We start from the raw sequence: 21,070 nt of genomic DNA on the forward strand, positions 1-21,070 counted from the left end.
AGCTTTTTAGCGAAAAACATCTCGCGAAAGCTTGACCGTGAACAGAGTATCTACAAGTCACCGTAAACTTTATGAGCACCACTTCAAAACTCGCGCGAATCCTCTTCGGCCTGCTGGCCTACGTCAGCCTGGGCATCGGCCTGATCGCCATCGTCGTACCCGGCCTGCCGACCACCGAGTTCATCCTGCTGGCTGCTTGGGCCGCGACCAAAAGTTCGCCGTGCCTGAGTGCCTGGCTGGAAAACCACCGGCTGTTCGGACCGATCCTGTGTAACTGGCGCAACGGCAAAATCATCGCCCGCCGAGCCAAGGTCAGCGCCACCGTCAGCATGCTGCTGGGCGCCGGGTTGATGCTGGTGATGCTCGATCATGGCTGGCCGATTTACCTGGCCATCGCCGGCATGAGCCTGGGTAATGTGTGGATCTGGTCACGGCCGGAATCACTGCCGACAATCTCCTGAATTTCTGTCCTTTTCAGGGCATTTTCCTGCGCAAACGTTTACCTGCTACCGTTTGTCGGATTTGCGTTCATGCAACCGCCGCCCCCGCCGATGTGCATGAAATGGCGCTGAATGGACTTGGCAAGCCGGGTCGATCCCGACTCACAGCCAACACCTCATCCATTCGCGAGTTCGTCCTATGTTCGACTCTCTCTCCATCCGCCTGAAAATCGTCCTGCTGTCCGGTCTGTGCCTGCTTGGCGTGGTCGTCTTGATCGTCGGCATGAACCTCTACCAGACCGATCAGAACGATGAACTGGTCAGTGCCTCCAGCAGCAAGATGCTCACCGCCAGTGTGCAGAACCTGCTCCAGGCCAAGGCCGCCGAGCAAGCGGTGCGGGTGCAGAAGACCTTCGGCGAAAGTCTGCTGGTGGTGACCGCCCTGGCCGATCAGATCAAGGACTTGCGCACCCTGGCGAGCAAGCGCTCCCTTGAAGCTGGCGCCCTGCGCGAAGAGTTGAACCAGAGTCTGAAAACCGCCTTCGATCGCAACAGCAAAGTGCTGGGGATCTGGCTGGCGTTCGAGCCCAACGGGCTGGACGGCAAAGACAGCGAGTTCGCCAACGATGCGGCTCGCCAGTCCAACGAAGCCGGTCGTTTCGCCAGCTACTGGAGCCGTGCCGGCGGTGCCGGGATCAACACGATCATGGTCGAAGACGACATGACCAAAACCACCTTGAGCCTTAGCGGCACACCCTACAACAGCTGGTACACCTGCCCTCGCGACAGCAAGCGGACCTGCCTGCTCGACCCCTATGCCGACACCGTCGGCGGCAAGGAAATGCTGATGACGACCATTTCCGTACCGCTGCTGGTGGATGGCAAATCCATCGGCGTGGTCGGTGTGGACATTGCCCTCGACGCGCTGCAAGCGGCGACTGTCGACTCCCAACGTGATCTGTTCAACAGCGCCGGGCACATGCTGATCGTCTCCGGCAGCGGCGTGCTCGCCGGTTACAGCGAGGACGCGAGCAAGGTCGGTAAAAGCATCGGTGACACCTTGGGCGCGGACGGCAAGGACGTCCTGCAAATGCTCAGCGCTGGCACGCCGAAGATCCTCGAACAGGGCGACCTGATTCGCGCGGTGTACCCGGTCAGTCCGATTGCCGAGTCCAAAGCCTGGGGCGTGGTGATCGACCTGCCGAAACAAGTGCTGCTGGCCGACTCGGTAAAGTTGCAAGCCGTACTCGATGACGCCCAGCAAAGCGGCACCCTCAAAGCGGTGTTGGTGGCGGTAATTGCCGGCCTGGTCGGACTGTTGCTGATCTGGCTCACGGCGTCCGGCGTGACTCGGCCAATCAATAGCGTGGCCGAGATGCTCAAGGCGATTGCCAGCGGCGACGGCGACCTGACTCAGCGTCTGCACTACGGCAAGAAAGACGAACTGGGCGAACTGGTGAGCTGGTTCAACCGTTTCCTCGACAAGCTGCAACCGACCATCGCGCAGATCAAACAAAGCATCACCGATGCGCGCGGCACGGCCGACCAGTCCTCGGAAATCGCCCGCCAGACCAGCGAAGGCATGCAGGTGCAGTTCCGCGAAATCGACCAGGTCGCCACCGCGTCCAACGAAATGAGCGCCACCGCCCACGACGTCGCCAACAGTGCCTCGAACGCGGCTAACGCGGCCAAGGGTGCCGACCAGTCGGCCCGTGACGGCATGTCGATCATCGAACGCAGCACCCGCGACATCAATCAACTGGCCGACGAAGTCAGCAAAGCGGTGACGGAAGTCGAAGCGCTTGCGGTCAACAGCGAGCAGATCGGCTCGGTGCTCGAAGTGATCCGCAGCATCGCCGAACAAACCAACCTGCTGGCGCTCAACGCGGCGATTGAAGCAGCCCGTGCCGGCGAGAGCGGTCGCGGGTTTGCGGTGGTCGCCGATGAGGTGCGCAACCTGGCCAAACGCACACAGGATTCAGTGGAAGAAATTCGCATCGTGATCGAACGCATCCAGACCGGCACTCGCGGCGTGGTTGCCACCATGCATTCGAGCCAGACCCAGGCCCACAGCAACGCCGGACAGATCCAGCAAGCGGTGCAGGCCTTGAGCAAAATCAGCGACGCGGTGACGGTCATCAGCGACATGAACCTGCAAATCGCCAGCGCCGCCGAACAGCAGAGCGCCGTGGCCGAAGAGGTCAACCGCAACGTCTCGGCGATCCGCACCGTCACCGAAACCTTGACCGGGCAGGCCACCGAGTCAGCGCAGATCAGCAGCCAGCTCAACGCGTTGACCACCCATCAGATGAAATTGATGGATCAGTTCAGGGTGTAATGATCGTTCCCACGCTCTGCGTGGGAATGCAGCCAGGGACGCTCTGCGTCCCCAAAGCGGACGCGGAGCGTCCGGTGAGGCATTCCCACGCGGAGCGTGGGAACGATCTATCAACTATGATCGAGCTCTCGTTCCGGAGGGCCTTCGATGACTGATTTACTCACGTCCATTCAAGCCGCACTCGGCTTGCCTCATACCCAGGTCAAGTTCACCTCGAGCGGCGCCCTGCCCTCGGCGTTTGCCGTCACCGACCTGGCGTGCGCCAGCATTGCCGCTGCCGGCCAGGCTGTCAGCGAATGGCTCCGGCAACAAACCGGCCGCTTGCCCCCCCTTGAGGTCGACCGCCGCCTGGCCTCTTTCTGGTTCGCCACTTCGATCCGCCCGATAGGCTGGAGCGTCCCGCCGCTCTGGGACCCGGTTGCCGGTGACTACGCCACACAGGATGGCTGGATCCGCCTGCACACCAATGCACCCCATCACCGCGCCGCTGCCGAAAAAGTGCTCGGCGCCTGTGCCGACCGTGCAGCGATGGCGAGCAAGGTTGCTCAATGGGTCAAACGTGATCTGGAGCAGGCCGTGGTCGATGCCGGTGGCTGCGCCGCCGAGATGCGCACCTGGGCGCAATGGCAGGCGCATCCCCAAGGCCAGGCCGTGAACGCCGAGCCGCTGATTCAGTTTGCTGACAACCGCCGACAGAACGCGAAACCATGGCAAGGCTCGGTGGCGCAACCGCTGGCCGGGATCAAGGTCCTGGATTTAACCCGAGTGCTCGCCGGCCCGATTGCCAGCCGCTTTCTGGCAGGCCTTGGCGCCGACGTTTTGCGTATCGACCCACCGATCTGGAACGAACCAGGCGTGGTGCCCGAAGTCACCCTGGGCAAACGCTGCGCGCGCCTGGACCTGCACGACAAGACGGATCGCACGGTGTTCGAAAGCCTGCTCAAGGACGCTGACATTCTGCTTCACGGCTACCGCGCGGATGCACTGGAACGCCTGGGTTACGGCGTCGCCGAACGCCAGAAACTGGCGCCCGGTCTGATCGATGTCAGCCTCAATGCCTACGGCTGGAGCGGCCCTTGGCAGAACCGCCGCGGTTTCGACAGCCTGGTACAAATGAGCAGCGGGATCGCCGACACTGGCATGCAGTGGAAACACGCGAACAAGCCGACGCCATTGCCATTGCAAGCGCTCGATCACGCTACCGGGTATTTGATGGCGGCCAGTGCGATTCGATTGTTGGGGCGTAGTGGATCGGCGCGGTTGTCGTTGGCGCGTACGGCGAAGTTGCTGATTGAAAACGGCGCGGGGACGGATGAGCCGTTGCGGGCAGAAGATGACAGCGATCAAGGGCTGTTGGTTGAGCAGACGCCCTGGGGACCGGCGCATCGGTTGCAGGTGCCGCTGAAGATTATCGGGACGCCGTTGCAGTGGGCGATTCCGGCTTCTGAATTGGGGGCGCATCGTGCGCAGTGGACTTGATCGAAAGTGTGCCATGAACACCGTTCAACCCGGTGCTGTGCGAGTAAACGCCATCGACCTCGACCTCGACCCCAACAATCGCCCGCGCCGACAAGAACCCCAGCATCGCCGGCCAGTCATAGGGCGGCAGGAACTCCAGCAGCACCGTCATAACACCTCCAATTGCCGATGAGACCACGCTGACCAGGATGAACCAAGTTCTCCCGACAGACTGGAAAAGTCGTGATGATCGGTTCACTCTCGGACTCGGCGACACCCGGATTAGCGATCAATAAAAGAAACTCCGAGGGCAGGCTTGAGGTCTGCTCTGATTCAATGCCTTTTTGAAGGAGAGACGCCAATGGCAACGTTCGAGCCCGGTCACCTGCACATCGAGCGCCACGCGCTGAACAAGGAAGATTACAGTTTCAGCCTGAGCATCGACTATGAAGTCGCCCAGGACCCCAAGGAAGGTCAAGGCATGCTCTTCAAGATGCATGGTTCAGTCGAGGGTAAGGACCTGAAGGAAGAGTTCTTCTTGCCCAAGGATCAGGCATTCGACTTCGCCCGGCATGCCACGCGCATTGCGCAGAAGTACGGGATGCCCAAAGAGGCCAGTATCGGCACGATACATAAGGAGTACGACGCCATGTTTGAAGATGTGCGGGCGCAGCTGGATGTGAAATCCGGTGACCCGGTCATACCTGAGCATTTGGATCGAATCTGAAGGCGACCCCCTCTCCCTCTCCCCACTGGGGAGCGGGCTGGTGAGGGGTCGATCTGCCCAACAACTCAGCTCTTTATCAAGACATTCAAAATCGCCCGCCATTCCCCCCACAAATGCAGCAGTTATTTCCCCACAGTGCCATTAGAATGCCTGCCATCGGGTCACTGCCAACGGAATCGTCATGCCGCTTCACTCGCCGCTGTATTCGCAACGTTCGTTGGTCCTCACGCTGATCGCGCTGCTGGGCGCAGGTTTTCTCGCCACGTCCTTCCTCAGTTACTACGCCTCGCGAGCGTCGATCCGCGACAACATCATCAACACCGAACTGCCGCTGACGTCGGACACGGTCTACTCGGAAATCCAGAAAGACCTCGTCAGACCGATCCTGATTTCCTCGATGATGTCCCGCGACACCTTCATGCGCGACTGGGTGGTGAACGGCGAAAAAGACCCCGAGAAAATAACCCGTTACCTCAACGAGGTCATGACCCACTACGGCGCCTACACCGCATTTTTCATTTCCAACAGCAGCCTGACTTACTACCACGCCAAAGGCGTACTCAAGCAGGTCAAAGTCACTGAGCCCCGCGATGCGTGGTATTTCCGCGTACGTGACATGGCCGATCCGTACGAGATCAACGTCGATCCGGACATGGCCAACAAGGACAACCAGACCTTCTTCATCAACTACAAGGTCTACGACTACAACAACCGTTTCATCGGCGCGGCGGGCGTCGGTCTGACAGTCGATGCGGTGATCAAGTTGATCGACAAGTATCAGCAGCGTTATCAACGCAGCGTGTTTTTCGTCGACAACTTCGGGCGCTTGGTGCTAACGGGCGCCGAGGGTGGCCCAGAAGGCGCGCGGATCGGGCAGACCCTCGGCGAGCTCGACAGCATGAAGGGCCTGGTCAGCCAACTGCCCAAACCTCACAGCGGCAGCTACGAATATTCCGTCCGGGGCCAGGGACATTTCCTCAATGTGCGTTTCATTCCGGAGCTGAACTGGTACTTGTTCGTCGACAAACGCGAAGACGGCGCCCTCAGTGAAATCCGCCAGTCGCTGTACCTCAACCTGTTGATCTGCCTGATCGTCACGCTGATTGTGCTGATCCTGCTCAACCGGGTGATCAAGCGCTATCAGGGCAAGATCCAGGCCCAGGCGATCCTCGACAGCCTGACCGAGTTGCCGAACCGTCGCGGCTTCGACTTGCTGGCGGCGCAAGCCATGCACGAAGCCCAGCGCGAGCCCAAACCACTGACCGCGATGCTGCTGGATCTGGACCACTTCAAGGCCTTGAACGACACCTACGGCCACCTTGCCGGCGATCAGGTGCTGATTGGTTTCGCTCGGGATCTGGAGAGCTGTCTGAGACATTCCGACATTGTCTGCCGCTGGGGCGGTGAGGAGTTCATCGTGCTACTCAAGGACACTGACGGTGAGACCGGTCTGATGATCGCCGAGAAAATTCGTCAGCATGTCGAGCAACAGCGTTATGCCTACAACGATAAGGCCTTGCAGCTGACCGTGAGCATCGGCGTTACCACCCTGCAGACCGATGACACCTTGCACACGCTGCTCTCGAGGGCTGATCATGCGATGTACCGGGCCAAGCAAGCCGGCCGTAACCGCACCTGCGTGGAAATGCCTCACTCCAGTTATGCATAACCCTAAATGAGCAAGCCTGACCTCTGCCCAGCGTGCGGCGCCTCCAACGACTGTACACTGGCCGACCCGCGAACCGCCGATCGAGCCTGCTGGTGCTACGGCGTCAGCATCGACCCGGCAGTGCTCGAAGCGCTGCCGGCCGGCCTGCGCGACACATCCTGTTTGTGCCCCGGCTGCGCTCGGGTCGAGGCGCAGTTGCAAGCATCCGCCCGGCCAATCACGTAAGATGCGCGGCCCTTTTCCCACCGACCTCTAACCATGCGTGTTGACCGTTTCCTCAGCAACCTGCCGCGCTTCAACCGTAAGCAGGTGCGTCTGTTGCTGGTGGAAAAGCGCGTCAGGATCGACGGGGAAATCGTCAGTGACCCTCACGCCGAAGTACGCGAGTTCAGCCGTGTCGACGTCGATGACGAGGTGCTGCAAGTCGGCAAACCGGTGCGTCACTTCATGTTGCACAAACCAGCCGGCTGCGTCAGCGCCACCCGTGATCCGGAGCACCCGACCGTACTCGACCTGATCCATGAGCCGGACAAGGATGAGCTGCACATCGCCGGTCGGCTGGATTTCAACACCACCGGTCTGATGCTGATCACCAACGACGGCAGCTGGTCGCGACGCCTGACCCAACCACAGACCAAACTGCCCAAGGTTTATTACGTCGAGACCGAGCAGGACATTGGCCCGGAGTATGCCGTCGCGTTCACCGAGGGGCTGTACTTCGCCTTTGAGGATCTCACTACCCAACCCGCCGGACTGGTGCTACTCGGGGCAAAATCGGCGCGGCTGAGCATTGTCGAAGGCAGGTATCACCAGGTGAAGCGGATGTTCGGCCATTTCGACAACAAGGTGCTGCGCCTGCACCGCGAAAGCATGGGCCCGCTGGTGCTCGACAGTGCGCTGAAACCGGGCGAGTACCGCGCATTACGCACCGAAGAGATTCAATTGATCTAAGCAGGCGACCGCTCAGCAGACGTTGTCGAACAATTTGCCAAAGATACTTGCGCGATGACGTGACCGCTGCTTGAATCAGGACGCCGGCCGAAATGTGACCGGCTAGTCACAACATACTTCTAAGAAACTTTTTTGCCGGTAGAGAACCCTCAGGTTCCGCCTCTCCCCCGGCAAACTGCCCGCCAATAACAATACCCGTCGACCGGACTGCAATGGATCGACATGGGCCTCTCAAATTCCAGGCGTATGCCTACCTGTCACAAAGCTCGTGCAATCTGATTTGCACGCATACCCGCTTGCCAGGAGTCTTATGACATGAGGCCAGAAATCGCTGTGCTGGATATACAGGGTCAGTATCGGGTTTACACGGAGTTCTATCGCGCAGACGCCGCAGAGAAGACCATTATTTTGGTCAACGGCTCGATGGCCACGACTGCGTCGTTTGCACAAACCGTGAAAAATCTTCACCCGCAGTTCAATGTGGTTTGCTACGACCAGCCCTACGCGGGCAAGTCCAAAGCCCACAACCTGCATGAGAAAATGCTGTCCAAGGAAGTCGAAGGGCAAATCCTCCTGGAACTGATCGACCACTTTGGCGCCGAACACGTGCTGTCGTTTTCCTGGGGTGGCGCCGCAACCCTGGTCGCCCTGGCCCACCAGCCACGACGAATCGAAAAAGCCGTGATCAGCTCGTTCTCCCCGGAGATCAACGCGCACATGCTCGACTACCTCGAGCGCGGTGTCGATTACCTCGGCAGCCGGGACGGGGACCGGGTCGGCAACCTGGTGAACAGCACCATCGGCAAACACTTGCCGACACTGTTCAAGCGTTTCAATTATCGGCACGTCAGTTCCCTTGCCGAGCATGAATACGGGCAGATGCACTACCACATCAGCGACCTGCTCAACAGCGATCGCCAGTGCTTTCTGAAAGCCGCGGAGAAAATCAAGGTGCCCGTGCTGTTCATGAACGGCGAATGGGACGAGTACACCGCTGCCGATGGCGCTCAGTTGTTTGCCAACCATGTGCAACACGCCACCTTCACCACCCTTGGGGCGACCGGGCACTTTCTCGACATGGAGCACAAAGCTGCTTGCCGAGACAGCCGCACCGCATTGCTGGGCTTTCTGAAACCTTCGCAACACGAAAGCCGACCGCGTTACCACTACATGCAGGACCAACATGCATTGGCCATCTGAAACAGAGTCATCGCGAGCAAGCCCCGCCCTGTAGGAGCAAGGCTTGCCCGCGAATGACCGTCACGCGGTCACTGCATGTGTTTCACCCGGCGATAAAGCCATCGCGCACAAAGAAAAACTTCATTTCCACGCGCACATCTGGTACAAAGTCAGCCGCTCTGAGCGGGTGTCGTATAATGGCATTACTCCAGCTTCCCAAGCTGATAACGAGGGTTCGATTCCCTTCACCCGCTCCAATCGAATTTTGGTCTCACGTCGTTTTTTGACGGGGGATGCAGTAAAGAAAAACCGGCCTTGATGGCCGGTTTTTTTGTGCATGAGATTTGGTGAAACGCTGGTTCTCCCCCCATTATTTGGGGCTCTGAGCGAAGTCGGCCTCCAGAAAGGCAAGGTCCTACACGACTCTGGGAATTGTCCGTACACTTGCGCATTGCTGTGTTTTTGTCACGAAGCCTATAGTCCGTTCACGCCCAAATGGCGTATCGGGTTTGGCGACTCGATGACAACGACCCAGAAGCCTCGGAGTTTTTTCGGAGCGTTTCTGACTGCACCTGGCTGCGCTTTTTTTGGTGGCTGTGCGTGGGAGACCTTTGGGTCTGCCGGTTTTACCGTTGTCCGGTTCGCCAACCCGCGTACAGCTACCACCCTTTTGTTTGGCGACGATTGAGTGGTAGGTCTTTCACCTACTAACGGTAATCACTCATGAACGAATATATGGCTTTAACCAGCAACGCCGACGACCTTCCCTCGCTGTATGTAAATACCACCCAACCGCTGCATTCACTGCTGAGCACTGCCCGCTACAGAATTGGTGCGGTTACGCAGATCCTGGAAAACCTCGCAATGCGCGGCGACATCACCACCGATTCGGTGATTCTCAGCGACTTCGCAATGCTCTGCTGCATTCCCTTGCGCGATGGCTGCGATGTGCTGGACGTCATTGCTCGACGTATTGATGCGCAATAGTTCTGATGTGATACGGGACGCCTCTTTCGGGGTGTCCTCAATTTGTAGCCGCTGGCGAAGCCTGCGTTCGGCTGCGCAGCAGTCGTAAACCCTGTACGCGCGGACCTCCTGAAACACCACATCACCTGATTTTACGTCTGCTTCGCAGCCGAACGCAGGCTTCGCCAGCTGCTACAAAAAGTGTGTGTTGCCTGCAATTTTTTTACTGATCGGCAATACCCCTGAATGGCCGGCTCTCTTTGATAAGAGCACTGCTTATAAACCCCCCACGCCCAACCCCGTTCCCCTTCCCCGCTCAACCCGCTAGCATCTCCCCTATCTTCAACCACCCTCTCCCCTGCGCGGCCATCAGCGAACACGCGCCATAAACCTCCGAGGGAACCCAATCGGCCGCACATCAGGTGCTGCCCGTGAACGATCTCAACAGAGCCTCCCGAACATGACTCAAAATATCTACGACGATCCAGAATTTTTCCAGGGCTACAGCCAAATAGCCCGTTCCATTGGCGGCCTCGACGCAGCACCGGAATGGCCTGCGCTCAAAGCAATGCTGCCATCAATGAAAGGCCTGAAGGTCGTAGACCTCGGCTGCGGATACGGCTGGTTCTGCCGCTGGGCCAGTGATCAAGGTGCCGACAGCGTGCTCGGCCTGGACGTCTCGGAAAAAATGCTGGAGCAGGCACGCAACACTACGTCGGCGACGAATATCAAATACGCCCGTGCCGATCTGGAACAACTCGCTTTACCCGCAGCCAGTTTCGACCTCGCCTATAGCTCTCTGGCGCTGCACTACATCAAGGATCTCCCAGGACTGTTCGCCAAAATCCACGCGGCCCTTAAACCCGGTTCACGCTTCGTATTTTCAATTGAACACCCGATCTTCATGGCCCCGCGCAATCCGGGCTGGCTGATTGATAGCGAAGGTAACAAGCGCTGGCCGGTGGACAGTTATCAATTGGAAGGAGAGCGTGTGACCAACTGGTTGGCCGAAGGCGTGATCAAGCAGCACCGAACCATCGGCACCTTGCTCAATACGCTGATTGGCGCAGATTTCAGGATCCAGCATGTCAACGAATGGGGGCCGACCAATGCAGAAATGGCGGCGCAACCGGCCCTGGCCGAAGAGCGGGAGCGCCCGATGATGATGCTGGTCAGCGTTCAGCGCTGAGTGCCAAGCAAAGGGACAGATAACGTTCAGCGTGATCCGTCCCTTTTTGCACTAACGGGTCGCGACAATAAACAACCGCGGGAATGGCAACAGCACCGAACCATCGCTTAGGGCGGGATACGCCTGCTCGAGCGCGGCTTGATACTGGTTGAGGTATTGCGCTTTTTCCGCCTCATCCAGCGGTTCGAGAAACGGCCGCAATCCGCTGCCTTTGAACCACTCGACCACACCCGACGCGCCACCCGCGAGCGGGTGATGGTAGGTGGTGCGCCAGATATCGACCCGGGCGCAGTGGGAGCGCAGCATCGAGTAGTAATCGCTGGCGCTCGCCATTTCCGTGCGTTGCCCGGCGGCGTCCGCCAACTTGCTGGCCCACGGCCCATCGGCAGCGACTTCGCGCATCAGACGATGGGACGGCTCGTTGAGATTGTCGGGCATCTGAATGGCCAGGCTGCCGCCCTGGGTCAGTCGGGCCGCCAGCGAAGGCAATAGCGTTGCGTGATCGGGCACCCACTGCAACACCGCGTTGGCGAAAATCACATCGAACGGGCCGTTCTCGTTCCAGGTATCAATGTCAGCCGTATCGAATTGCACCTGCGGCAGGCGCTTGCGGGCGGCGTCGATCATATCGGTCGAACTGTCCAAGCCACGCACCGTGGCATTGGCGAAGCGCTCAACCAGCAACTCGGTCGAATTGCCGGGGCCGCAACCGATGTCGATTGCCGAGCGCGCTTCCACAGCGGGGATTGCGGCCAGCAGGTCACGCGCGGGGCGTGTGCGTTCATCTTCAAAAGCGACGTATTGTTTGGCGGACCAACTCATTGCGTTCTCCTGTCGGTGCGTTGTCATGGGCAGGGCAGATAACGGTTCGCTACGATACGCCGACCGATGTGCTCTGTCCTATCCGACCTATGGCGAACGATGGTCAGTTGACCCAGCCCCCTCGCTGCCAATGCCAGCCATTATTACGCTGCTCCCAGTGCGGATGTATAACTGGTGCCAACAACAACGAGAATTTGAATGAGCGCTTTCTAATCGCCAAATCGTCTGAATTGATAACTAAACCGACCGTTCGCAAGGCCAGCTCATGCCCGTGCCAAGTGGGTTCCGCCCGTAGTGTTTTCGCAACGACCGCAAGGCAAGCAAGCGTTGTGGTGCCTGGAAAGATACCAGGCATTCACTATGAAAATGGAGCGTTACTATGTCTCGAGTCACGGATGTACTTGTTTCCATCGACACCGAAACCATTCTGAAAAACCACCCGAACATCAGCCAAGAATCCTGCGTCGCCAACGCTGATCGACGTCAATCATGGGTACATGGTGACCAATCAGAACAACGTGGTCAGCGGCCAGGCAGGCGGCGAACTTAACTTGAGAGCCCAGGTGGGCGACTTGATTCGCTGGCGTGAAACCAGTCTGTCGCAGAGCTTCGAGACGGCAGTGATTTTCTACAAGTTCGTTGGCAACGTCGGCAACGAATTGATCTCCACCCCCACGCCGCGCAAGGCTACCGCCTGTGTTGCCGTTCCCAACACCAGCAACCCATCGGTGCCGAGCTGCCAGAAAGTCGATAACCATTACTGGTCTTCGGAAACCCTTTCGTGCGGTAGCGTGACCTACCACTTCCATTTCCTGATCGTTGATCGCGACTGCAAGATTGTCGGCTGCTGCTCGTGGGATCCGTTCATTACCATCCGTAATTGACGATGACCAGGCCCCTTGGCAACGAGGGGCCTACCGAGTTTGTTGCCGCCTCGGCCGTGACGGGATGTCTTTGAACCGATGCGGCTGCCGTCTTGCATCAACATCATGAAAGGAATCCATGATGACTTCCGAACCGATTGCCTCCCCCTCGGCGAGTATCGCGCCAGCCAATAATGTGCTGCTGATCGTCGATGCCGAATCGCTGCTTTCACGTTATCCGCAGCCCAGTCTTGAGCCGCAAAACCCTACCGAGATTGAGGAAGGTTTCATCTTCGCCATCAGCGGCACAAACACAACACAAAGTACAACAAATGACAGCTTAATGACGCTTCTCGCCAGTAACGGAAAGGACTTTCATATCCGTGGCAGGACCGTCAGCCTGCTCGCCGAATACAGCGTGGTGTTCTACGAGAGGTCTGTAGGTGATGCCGGGGTACTTTCACCGCCTGAACTGGTGGTCCACGCAGACCTGACTGTCCCCGCACCCGCCCCCGAAAACCCGACCCAACCGGGCAGCCACACGGCCGATGATCATTACTGGCACTGCACGCAGCTCACCACAGGGGTTGAGACGTGCGCTCTGAAATTCATGCTGATCAATAAAGGCTGCGAGCCGTTGGGATACTTCAGTTGGGCAGTGGACGTGAAGTTGACGGAGTGAACAGAAATCCAAAAAAACCGACCTCATGGATCGGTTTTTTATTGAACATGTAAATGTAATAAGAATTTCCCACACACCGTCGCTGTCTGAAAACCAGACGCATCCCTATAAGGAACACGGCAATGAAATTCGCAAAAATCTCGCAAAAACTTGCCCTGTGGGCCGGCAGTCCCCGGACGTTCCTGGGGGCGATTGTTCTGATTTTCCTGTGGGGCCTGAGCGGGCCTGTTTTTCATTTCGACGATACCTGGCAGCTGATCATCAATACCTCGACCACCATCATTACGTTCCTGATGGTGTTCCTGATTCAGAACACTCAGAACCGCGACACGGACATTTTGCATTTGAAGGTCGATGAGTTGCTGCGAGTAACGAAAGAGGCGCAGAACGCGATGCTGGGGCTCGAATCGCTGGACCTGAAGCAGTTGGAAGCGCTGAGAAAGCAGTATCGGCAACTTGGCGAGGGCGAAACGATTTCACTGGACGGCACCGTCGTCCAGGAACCAAGAAGCAGGATTTGAATGAATGTTGATCCAGGATTCACGGGTGACCAGGTCACCCGCGCACCGGGTAACTATCGGCTAGCTTGCAACACCCTGGCCATTTGCAGGTGGTTCTGCAGTTTGGGCAGGGTTTCCTCGGCAAACGCTTTGATTTCAGGCACGTCGGTGGTCTGCGCTTGCTGTTGAAGCTGTTCGATGGCTTCCTGGGTGGTTTTCACCTGACTGGCCGCGTAGGCCTGGTCGAAGCTCGCGCCGTCCTTCACTTGCGGCATCAAGGCTTTGGCTTTATCGACGACCTCTTCGCGCGGGGCCACCGGCAAATCGAGCTGCTTGGCGATTTTCGCCAGATGCTGATTGGCGGTGGTGCGGTCATTGATAACGACGATGGTGTAGTCCTTGACCTCTTTTGATTCGGTTTTCTGGTGCGCCAGGCGGCTGGCTTCGATATCGGCCATGCCTTTGGCCGACGCATCGTTGATGAATTCGGCGGGGGACTGGGCAAAGGCACTGCTGGCACACAGGCCCAGTAACGTGGCAAAACTGGCATTGCGTAATCGGGTGGCCATCCGGCTCATGGTCGCGCCCTCCTCGTAAAAAATTCAAACGGGAGCTTACGCTCCCGCCTCTCAATCAAAACTACCTCCACCACTACTTCGACTTCTGACCACCTTTGCGGCCCATATCTGGTTTCGCAGGCTCTTTATCGACAGTCGTGGTGGTAGTTTTCCCACCTTTGCGACCGGCTTCAGACGCCTTCGTTCGATCGTTGGTGGTGTTTCCCGAGTTCGAGTTTCTTGAATTAGGCATGATTCTCTACCTCTTGGTAATGATCGCGGCGAGCAGGAGCCCGCATAAGATCAGAATTTCAATGTCCAAAAAGGTTTAGAAAACCTGGCATCGCCGCGACGAACGGTGACGAAACTCAGACCCCGGTGCGCAGGTGATGCTGGCGTTTGGCGGTGTACATCGCCTCGTCGGCGTGTCGGAACAACTGCTTTTCTTCAGTGCCGTGGTCGGGGTATCGCGCAACGCCGATGCTCGTCTGGATGATGAGGCTGTGGCCATCCAGGCGCAGGGGTTGAGCCAGGACCTGACGGATTTTTCCCGCCACGCTGTCGGCGTCTTCCGAGGCGCGAATGCTGTGTAACAACACCACAAACTCATCACCGCCGATGCGCGCCACCGTGTCGGTTTCGCGCACGCAGCCTTTGAGCCGATTGGCGACCGCTTGCAGCAGCATGTCGCCCACCGCATGGCCGTGGGTGTCGTTAACCTCTTTGAAGCGGTCGAGGTCGACGTACAGTAACGCCATTCGGCCGCTGTCCGCCCGGGCCAGGGTCAGCGAAGCTTTGAGCCGGTCACGGAGCAATTCGCGATTGGGTAGCTGGGTCAGTTGATCGTATTGCGCCATGCGCTGCAGTCGGGCATGCAATTGCTTGCGTTCGATGGCGGTCGCGACTTGGGCGCACACGTATTGCAGCAACTCCTTGTCCTGTTCGGTGTAGCGCTCGCCACCGGGCACGCTTTTAACGATCAGCGCACCGATGGTGCCGTTTTGTGAACTCAACGGCACGCCCAGCCAGCAGGGCGAATGCGGGCTCGCGACCAGTGCCTCAAACCCTTCTGGCAAGTTGTTCTGATCCGGGGTCAGCAGAATCGGCTGGCCGCTGCGAATCACCTCGGCACAGAGACGTCCAGTGATGGTCCCAGGTTGCTCGGGTTGCAGCTCATAGTCGTCGACGTGATAGGGGAAATTCAGCTGCGCGCAGTGTTGGTCATACAGCGCCACGGAGAAATTCAGTGCCGGCAGCCATTCACCGATGATCAAATGGATGCGTTTGAACAGCGCCAGCAAATCTTCCGCCGCGTGGGCGGCTTCAGAGATCGCATACAGCGCCGCTTGCCGGGACTCGGCCTGCTTGCGCTCGGTGATGTCGCGCGCCACGGCGATGCGCAATTGGTCGACCTCCGACCAGCGTGCCGACCAGAGGATGTGCACCACTCGGCCATCCTTGCGCAGGTAGCGGTTTTCGAAATTGAGCTTGGGTTCGCCGCCCATGATCTCCCGCTCGGCGTCGAGGGTGCGCTGACGATCGGCGGGATGCACCAGGTCGATCATCGGCTGGCCGATCAGCTCTTCGGGGGTGTAACCGAAAATACGCTCGCAGGCCGCGCTGACAAATACGAAGCGACCTTGTGTGTCGACCGCACAGACGGCGTCCAGCATGAGATCGATGTAACTCGCCGACGGCGCGGAATTTCTGGTTGCCATGGTGCAGGGCGCATGTCCGAACAATGCAGCAATAAAGAACCATCCCTGACCGGTCATACGCCCGTGCGATGACGTTGCAACTGACGCTTCCCTGCGATCAGTTTCAAGCCTTGTTCGTCACCAGCCCGGGCAATGCATGCGCCAGGGCGTTGATGGCGAAACCGATAAACATCACCCCACACAGCCGGGTGATCAACAGCTCATGGCGCAGGTACACGTTGCGCACCTGTCGCGCACCGACAATGCCAATGAGGATAGCGTAGGCCATGAGGCCACCGACGAAGCTCAGGACAATCAACCACGGCAGCATTGACCAATGCAGCAGTTCGGCACGGCTGGACAGCAGCGCGGTAAACGTCGCCACCGCCACCGGGTAAGCCTTCGGATTGGTCAGGCCAAACAGAATGCCGTGCCAGAACGGCTGCCGAGCCGGCCCCTGTGGCGCTTCGACACTGCTGCGACGAGCGCGAACCGCGCGCAGGCCGAGCCAGAACAGATACAGCCCGCTGAGCACGCCCAGCACATCGAACGCGGCACTGCCGATTTCCCGCGCACCGACAATCGCGATCAGCGCAGTGCTGCACCAGACCACATCCCCCAGCAAATGCCCGCAGAGAAACCCCGCCCCTGCCCTCCGACCACGCGCCGCACCGATGCCGAACACCGCCAGCACACCCGGCCCCGGCGTGATGCCGTAAATAAAGCCCGAGGCGAGAACGGCCATTAGCAGCGATGGGGTCATGGGGAGTCCTGTTGAGCTGGGGTGAATGCACGCAAGTCTATCTCAGGTCTCCGGGGATCGACTGACTGATCGTCGAAGAGCTTCATCCCCGCATACGGACGCTCGCGACAGGCTGCCAGCCGAGACGCCAGGTCACCGACGTGGGCTTCGAGCTTGTGGCCGTCCGGGTCGAGAAAATAGAAGGACGCGCCTTCGCTAAGGTTGTCGCGCCATTCCAGGACGTTGGCGGATTGCAGGCGATCAACGAACAAGGGGAAATCCGCTGCGCTGACGGTGAAGGCGTAATGGGTGTAATCGGCGGCAGGCTTAGAGCTGCGCAGCGGATCAACAGACAGACAAAGCCACAAACCCGGCAGTGAAAGATAGGCGCCGGTGTCCCAAGAGGCTTCGAGGCGCAACTGCAACAAATCTTGATAGAACGCCACGCTGGGGTTCAGGTCGGTGACGGCAAGGGTCAGGTGGTTGAGGCCGGTGAGCATGTTGTCAGTAACCTTTGAGTTCTTCAGGCACGCCGTAATGTTTGCCATCGTAGCTCAGCGTGATCTGTGTTTTTTTCAGATCGCTGGTTTTAGAAAGGCAGTCCTCGCCTGATTTGAAGCTTTTCAGCACGGTGGTGCTTGAAGTGACGATCAAGTCTGCAAATCCGTTGTGAGTTGATTTGCCGATATCGACGGTTCTGCGTATGTCCTGCCCTTGGCAACCACCAGCCCCTCCAGCACTGGACGCAGGGTATTACCATCCCTGAGGTACAACGCAAGATCGGTTTTGGAGTAGGGCATAGCACTTGATCGGTGACCAAAGTCCGACCGCAGGCCAAAGGCTCGGACATCCGACGCCAGCTTGTAACGCGCCGTATCAATGACAAGACCTTCAGAACCGATTGCGTCGGAATCGTAAGCGGCCGAGCAGTCTGGTGTTGGTAGTCATCACCAAACCACACAGCGCCGAACATCCCATCAACCCGGACTTCAATGTCATGTCCCTGTTCCTTGTGTGCTTCAAAACCAAACAATTTCAGCAGCGCACTATCCCCGGCTCGGAGTGTCCGTTCAACCAATTGTTACGACAGACGAATGGAGGTAGCGTCCTCCCCTGCACGACGATGTCGTATCGTTGTATTACAAACCACTACATCGAGACCGTCATGTCCGTCATGTCCGTCATGTCTTTACGTCTGCCAGACGAAATCGCCGATACCCTCGCCAATCTTTCCAAGGCCACTGGCCGCAGCAAGTCATTTCTTGCCGTGGATGCGTTACGTGAATACCTGGCACGGGAAGCCTGGCAAATCGAAGAAATTCAAAAAGCTCTGAAGGAAGCAGACGCAGGAGACTTCGCGACACCTGAGGAAGTGAAAGCAATCTCCGATAGGTGGACTGCCAATGCGCGTTGAGTGGTTGCGTACCGCATTAAAAAATCTCGATGACGAAGCCGCTTCGCTTATATAGCAACTGAGAATCCGAAAGCCGCAGCGGACTTCGTCCAAGCCATCCTTGCCAGCGTCGATCACCTTGCACTCTTCCCGGCAACCGGCCGTGAAGGCCGCCTGCCCGGCACTCGAGAATGGGTCTTGCCAGACCGACCTTATCTAATTCCCTATCGAGTTCGCCAAGGACGCCTGCAGGTACTAAGGGACTTCCATACCAGGCGTCTTCCGCCTACCAGTTGGTAAACACTACAAAATCAGGGCACTGGATAGAACGTCATCCGTGCCTAATCCCCTCCCCAATCCGCCCATTCAACCAGTTCAACGCCTGATCCCCGCCCCGTCGCTTATGCCAAACCAACACAAACGTAAACGAGGGAATATGAAACGGCGGCGGAACAACAATCAACGACCGCTCATCAATCTCGCGCAGCCCACGTGAAGCAACGGTAAGGATCAGGTCCGTGCCGCTGATGAATTCCGGGGCAACGCTCCAGTGCGGCAGGCTGATCGCAACTCGGCGGCGTTCACGCAGCGCAGTCAGGGCCCGTTCGATTTCCGGGGTGCCACTGCCGCGCATTTCCAGCAGGACGTGGGGTCGGGCGAGGTAGGTCGGCAGGTCGAGCACGCCATCGGCGGCCAGGCTGTTGCGGTCGACCAGACAGGCGTAGTGCTCTTCGAACAGCGGGGTGCTGCGCAATTCGTTCGGCAGCTCTGGAAAGACGCCTGCCGCCATGTCGATGTCGCCGTTGAGCACAGCATCAAGCATGCCTTCGCGGCTGGCATGGCTGATTTGCAGATCGATGCCCGGTGCTTCCCGGCGCAAGGTCCGTATCAACCTCGGCAGGACGATGGCAGCGCCGTAGTCGGACATCGCCAGGCGAAAGGTGCGCTTGGCGGTGGCCGGATCGAAAGCATTCGGTGCCAGCAGCGATTGCACCTGAGCCAGGGCTTCGGCCAAAGGCGCCATCAACTCCAGGGCTCGCGGTGTTGGCACAAGAGTGGCGCCCGCCCGCACCAGTAAAGGATCGCCGAGCAGATCACGTAGTCGCGCCAAGGCATGACTGACGGCCGGCTGACTCAGGTGCAGGCGCTCGGCGGCACGGGTCACGTGTTGTTCGCTGAGCAAGGCGTCGAGGATCACCAGCAAGTTGAGGTCGATGCGCCGAAGATCATTCATCTGATGCATGTTCTGGATAGCAATTTGGAATTTAAATCTGCGCGACGAATACTCTAGAGTCCAGCAAAACCTGTTGGAGAATTACCATGAGTACGTTGCATTGGGCCGGGCTGTTGCTGCTGGCCGTGATTGCCGGGGCGGTGGTGCCTTTTCAGAGTGCGATCAACGCCAACCTCACGCGTGGGTTGGGTCATCCGTTATGGGCGACGCTCGCGTCGTTATTGGTGAGCATCGTGGTGGTGTTGCCGATTATGTTGGCGATGCGATTGCCGCTGCCATCACTGGCGTTCATCACCAGGGCGCCGCTGTGGATGTGGGCTGGTGGTGCGTTCGGGGTGTGTTTTATCTCGTTGGCGCTGATGCTGCTGCCCAAGCTTGGGGCGTCGGGGTTTATTGCTTTGGCGCTGGCGGGACAGGTGGTGGCTTCGCTGGTGCTGGATCACTTTGGATTGTTTGGCTTGATGGAACGGCAAATGACGTTGCCGCGGGTGTTTGGGGCGGTGTTGTTGATTGCCGGTGTGGTGTTGATTCAGTTCGGTGATATGCCGGCCAAAGCGGTGATCGCGACATCCTGATCGTTCCCATGCTCTACGTGGTCGATCATCAGCCTGCGATCTTTTAAAACTTGTCGAGCGTGCGCAGCTTCTGCGGCAACCCCCACATCAACAGCGCAAACGGCGATCAGCGCAGCGACGCCGATGACATACAGCGCCGGCGTGGTGCTGCCGGTCAGGTCTTTGATCCGCCCTACCATCACCGGGCTGACAATGCCGCCGAACTGGCCGAGGGTGTTGATCACCGCGATCCCGCCAGCAGCCCCTGCCCCGGCACCGGCCAGCAGTTTTTGCGGCAGGGTCCAGAAACTCGGGATGGACGCGATAATCCCGGCACCGAGCAAGCCCAGCGCGACAATCAGGAAGGTCGTGTGGATAGCGAAGATCCCCGCACAGAAGAACCCCACCGCGCCCACCGCGACTAACCCTGCGACAAACTTGCGCCGCTCACCGGTCGAGTCGGACAACCGCCCGATCACCACCATGCTGATGGCGCCGCAGATGTAAGGGATGGTGGTCAGCAAACCAATCATCACCGGGCTTTCGGTGCCACTGTGCGGTTCATGGTGAGCGATACGGCTGGCCAATCCGCTCCGCGCAACTGTTCGAACAACATTCGGCTCACCGGCGACAGCGCCGCTTCATCGCGCACGACCAGAACCAACGCACGATCCGACCAGTCATCCGTTAACGGCACCGCATGCAAACCCAACGCCCTGCCAAATAATTCATAGGCCTTTTGCGGCAGGATGCCGATGCCCATGTTGGCTTGGACCATCCGGCACATCGCGTCAAAACCCGGTACATGAATCCGTAACCGCAGCACCTTGTCGGCCTGGCGCGCGGCTGCGTGGGTGCGCATGTTGATCGAACTGGCGGAATGCAGACCGACGTAGTCGCTGCCCAGCGTGTCGGCGAACGCCAGGCTGGAACGGCTCGCCAACGGATGATTGGGCAGCATCAACACCACCAAAGCACGCTGTGCAGACCTTTGACGTCGCTGTCACTGGAGCAGATTCCCAGGTCGGCCACGCCAGCAGGGGAGGGCTCGATGCTTGGGTTCGGCTGAGTCGCCAGGATAGCCCTGTTCCCAAGCAATTAGCCCACAA

Annotated in this window: 22 protein-coding genes, 1 tRNA gene and 5 pseudogenes; 17 read left to right on the forward strand and 11 right to left on the reverse strand. The window is 58.6% G+C overall.

Annotated features, from left to right (window positions below; translation table 11 throughout):
• The first annotated feature begins 71 nt into the window (after positions 1–71).
• The 3 genes from QK293_RS26090 (at position 72) to QK293_RS26100 (ending at position 4,257) form a co-directional block, all read left to right on the forward strand.
• Positions 72–461: a YbaN family protein gene (locus tag QK293_RS26090; protein WP_282382864.1), complete on the forward strand. Its 390-nt coding sequence runs from the start codon at positions 72–74 to the stop codon at positions 459–461.
• 178 nt (positions 462–639) lie between these two features.
• On the forward strand, positions 640–2,778 hold the full coding sequence (locus QK293_RS26095; protein ID WP_282382867.1) for a methyl-accepting chemotaxis protein: 2,139 nt from the start codon (positions 640–642) through the stop codon (positions 2,776–2,778).
• 147 nt (positions 2,779–2,925) lie between these two features.
• Positions 2,926–4,257, forward strand: a complete 1,332-nt coding sequence (locus tag QK293_RS26100) for a CoA transferase (RefSeq protein WP_282382870.1) — start codon at positions 2,926–2,928, stop codon at positions 4,255–4,257.
• On the opposite strand, the pseudogene QK293_RS26105 reads toward QK293_RS26100, so the two are convergent.
• Positions 4,253–4,408, reverse strand: a pseudogene (locus tag QK293_RS26105) (AlkA N-terminal domain-containing protein); the annotation flags it as partial. The gene QK293_RS26100 and the pseudogene QK293_RS26105 sit on opposite strands and share 5 nt — an antisense overlap.
• A 189-nt stretch (positions 4,409–4,597) precedes the next feature.
• Here QK293_RS26105 and QK293_RS26110 point away from each other — a divergent pair.
• The 8 genes from QK293_RS26110 to QK293_RS26145 all read left to right on the forward strand — a co-directional run bounded on the left by QK293_RS26110 (position 4,598) and on the right by QK293_RS26145 (position 10,917).
• Positions 4,598–4,963, forward strand: coding sequence for a DUF5064 family protein (locus tag QK293_RS26110; protein WP_282382873.1), 366 nt, complete (start codon positions 4,598–4,600; stop codon positions 4,961–4,963).
• Positions 4,964–5,144: 181 nt separating this feature from the next.
• Positions 5,145–6,632: a sensor domain-containing diguanylate cyclase gene (locus QK293_RS26115; protein ID WP_282382875.1), complete on the forward strand. Its 1,488-nt coding sequence runs from the start codon at positions 5,145–5,147 to the stop codon at positions 6,630–6,632.
• A 6-nt stretch (positions 6,633–6,638) separates the two neighbouring features.
• On the forward strand, positions 6,639–6,857 hold the full coding sequence (locus tag QK293_RS26120; RefSeq protein ID WP_282382877.1) for a cysteine-rich CWC family protein: 219 nt from the start codon (positions 6,639–6,641) through the stop codon (positions 6,855–6,857).
• Positions 6,858–6,890: 33 nt separating this feature from the next.
• Positions 6,891–7,583 (forward strand): pseudouridine synthase, encoded by a 693-nt coding sequence (locus tag QK293_RS26125; protein ID WP_282382879.1) that lies wholly within the window; start codon positions 6,891–6,893, stop codon positions 7,581–7,583.
• Positions 7,584–7,898: 315 nt separating this feature from the next.
• Complete coding sequence (locus tag QK293_RS26130) at positions 7,899–8,783, forward strand: alpha/beta hydrolase (protein ID WP_282382881.1); 885 nt, start codon at positions 7,899–7,901, stop codon at positions 8,781–8,783.
• A 162-nt stretch (positions 8,784–8,945) separates the two neighbouring features.
• Positions 8,946–9,019 (forward strand) — tRNA-Gly (locus QK293_RS26135).
• Positions 9,020–9,485: 466 nt separating this feature from the next.
• The gene (locus QK293_RS26140; protein ID WP_282382883.1) at positions 9,486–9,749 is read left to right on the forward strand and encodes a short-chain dehydrogenase; all 264 of its coding nucleotides are present in this window, start codon (positions 9,486–9,488) and stop codon (positions 9,747–9,749) included.
• 439 nt (positions 9,750–10,188) lie between these two features.
• Positions 10,189–10,917: a class I SAM-dependent methyltransferase gene (locus tag QK293_RS26145; protein ID WP_282382885.1), complete on the forward strand. Its 729-nt coding sequence runs from the start codon at positions 10,189–10,191 to the stop codon at positions 10,915–10,917.
• Between the two features lie 51 nt (positions 10,918–10,968).
• On the opposite strand, the gene tam is transcribed toward QK293_RS26145, so the two are convergent.
• The gene (tam, locus tag QK293_RS26150; RefSeq protein ID WP_282382888.1) at positions 10,969–11,739 is read right to left on the reverse strand and encodes a trans-aconitate 2-methyltransferase; all 771 of its coding nucleotides are present in this window, start codon (positions 11,737–11,739) and stop codon (positions 10,969–10,971) included.
• A 379-nt stretch (positions 11,740–12,118) separates the two neighbouring features.
• On the opposite strand from tam, the pseudogene QK293_RS26155 reads away from it, so the two are divergent.
• The 3 genes and pseudogenes from QK293_RS26155 to QK293_RS26165 all read left to right on the forward strand — a co-directional run bounded on the left by QK293_RS26155 (position 12,119) and on the right by QK293_RS26165 (position 13,805).
• Positions 12,119–12,623 (forward strand): annotated as a pseudogene (locus QK293_RS26155) (inclusion body family protein).
• A gap of 121 nt (positions 12,624–12,744) precedes the next feature.
• Positions 12,745–13,284, forward strand: a complete 540-nt coding sequence (locus QK293_RS26160; RefSeq protein WP_282382890.1) for an AidA/PixA family protein — start codon at positions 12,745–12,747, stop codon at positions 13,282–13,284.
• A 122-nt stretch (positions 13,285–13,406) separates the two neighbouring features.
• Positions 13,407–13,805, forward strand: coding sequence for a low affinity iron permease family protein (locus QK293_RS26165; protein ID WP_282382893.1), 399 nt, complete (start codon positions 13,407–13,409; stop codon positions 13,803–13,805).
• Positions 13,806–13,858: 53 nt separating this feature from the next.
• Here the strand turns inward: QK293_RS26165 and QK293_RS26170 are convergent, their stop codons facing one another.
• From QK293_RS26170 to QK293_RS26195, 6 genes are all read right to left on the reverse strand, one after another.
• Positions 13,859–14,362 carry a DUF4142 domain-containing protein gene (locus QK293_RS26170; protein WP_282382897.1) on the reverse strand — a complete coding sequence of 168 codons (504 nt, stop codon included), beginning with the start codon at positions 14,360–14,362 and terminating at the stop codon, positions 13,859–13,861.
• 73 nt (positions 14,363–14,435) lie between these two features.
• On the reverse strand, positions 14,436–14,594 hold the full coding sequence (locus tag QK293_RS26175; RefSeq protein ID WP_282382899.1) for a stress protein: 159 nt from the start codon (positions 14,592–14,594) through the stop codon (positions 14,436–14,438).
• A 115-nt stretch (positions 14,595–14,709) separates the two neighbouring features.
• A complete protein-coding gene (locus QK293_RS26180; RefSeq protein WP_282382902.1) occupies positions 14,710–16,059 on the reverse strand; it encodes a diguanylate cyclase in 1,350 nt (449 codons plus the stop codon).
• A gap of 103 nt (positions 16,060–16,162) precedes the next feature.
• Positions 16,163–16,801, reverse strand: coding sequence for a LysE family translocator (locus QK293_RS26185; protein ID WP_282382905.1), 639 nt, complete (start codon positions 16,799–16,801; stop codon positions 16,163–16,165).
• Complete coding sequence (gene fos, locus QK293_RS26190; protein ID WP_282382908.1) at positions 16,798–17,280, reverse strand: fosfomycin resistance glutathione transferase; 483 nt, start codon at positions 17,278–17,280, stop codon at positions 16,798–16,800. The genes QK293_RS26185 and fos overlap by 4 nt, the downstream gene beginning before the upstream one ends.
• Before the next feature lie 4 nt (positions 17,281–17,284).
• A complete protein-coding gene (locus QK293_RS26195) occupies positions 17,285–17,434 on the reverse strand; it encodes a hypothetical protein (protein WP_282382911.1) in 150 nt (49 codons plus the stop codon).
• 520 nt (positions 17,435–17,954) lie between these two features.
• Between QK293_RS26195 and QK293_RS26200 the strand changes: the two genes are divergently transcribed.
• Positions 17,955–18,194, forward strand: a complete 240-nt coding sequence (locus QK293_RS26200; RefSeq protein WP_282382939.1) for a ribbon-helix-helix protein, CopG family — start codon at positions 17,955–17,957, stop codon at positions 18,192–18,194.
• A pseudogene (locus tag QK293_RS26205) lies at positions 18,184–18,473 on the forward strand (type II toxin-antitoxin system RelE/ParE family toxin). The gene QK293_RS26200 and the pseudogene QK293_RS26205 overlap by 11 nt, the downstream one beginning before the upstream one ends.
• 31 nt (positions 18,474–18,504) lie before the next feature.
• Here the strand turns inward: QK293_RS26205 and QK293_RS26210 are convergent.
• Positions 18,505–19,416 carry a LysR family transcriptional regulator gene (locus QK293_RS26210; RefSeq protein ID WP_282382914.1) on the reverse strand — a complete coding sequence of 304 codons (912 nt, stop codon included), beginning with the start codon at positions 19,414–19,416 and terminating at the stop codon, positions 18,505–18,507.
• Between the two features lie 77 nt (positions 19,417–19,493).
• On the opposite strand from QK293_RS26210, the gene QK293_RS26215 reads away from it, so the two are divergent.
• The gene (locus QK293_RS26215; RefSeq protein ID WP_282382918.1) at positions 19,494–19,982 is read left to right on the forward strand and encodes a DMT family transporter; all 489 of its coding nucleotides are present in this window, start codon (positions 19,494–19,496) and stop codon (positions 19,980–19,982) included.
• A 43-nt stretch (positions 19,983–20,025) separates the two neighbouring features.
• Here QK293_RS26215 and QK293_RS26220 read toward each other — a convergent pair.
• Together QK293_RS26220 and QK293_RS26225 are read right to left on the reverse strand one after the other, a co-directional pair.
• Positions 20,026–20,515 (reverse strand): annotated as a pseudogene (locus tag QK293_RS26220) (MFS transporter); the annotation flags it as partial.
• Positions 20,494–20,996: pseudogene (locus tag QK293_RS26225) on the reverse strand (LysR substrate-binding domain-containing protein); the annotation flags it as partial. The pseudogenes QK293_RS26220 and QK293_RS26225, both read right to left, overlap by 22 nt.
• Positions 20,997–21,070 lie beyond the last annotated feature (74 nt).

It is taken from the genome of Pseudomonas sp. AL03 (genome assembly GCF_029960815.1).
Taxonomy (GTDB): Bacteria; Pseudomonadota; Gammaproteobacteria; order Pseudomonadales; family Pseudomonadaceae; genus Aquipseudomonas.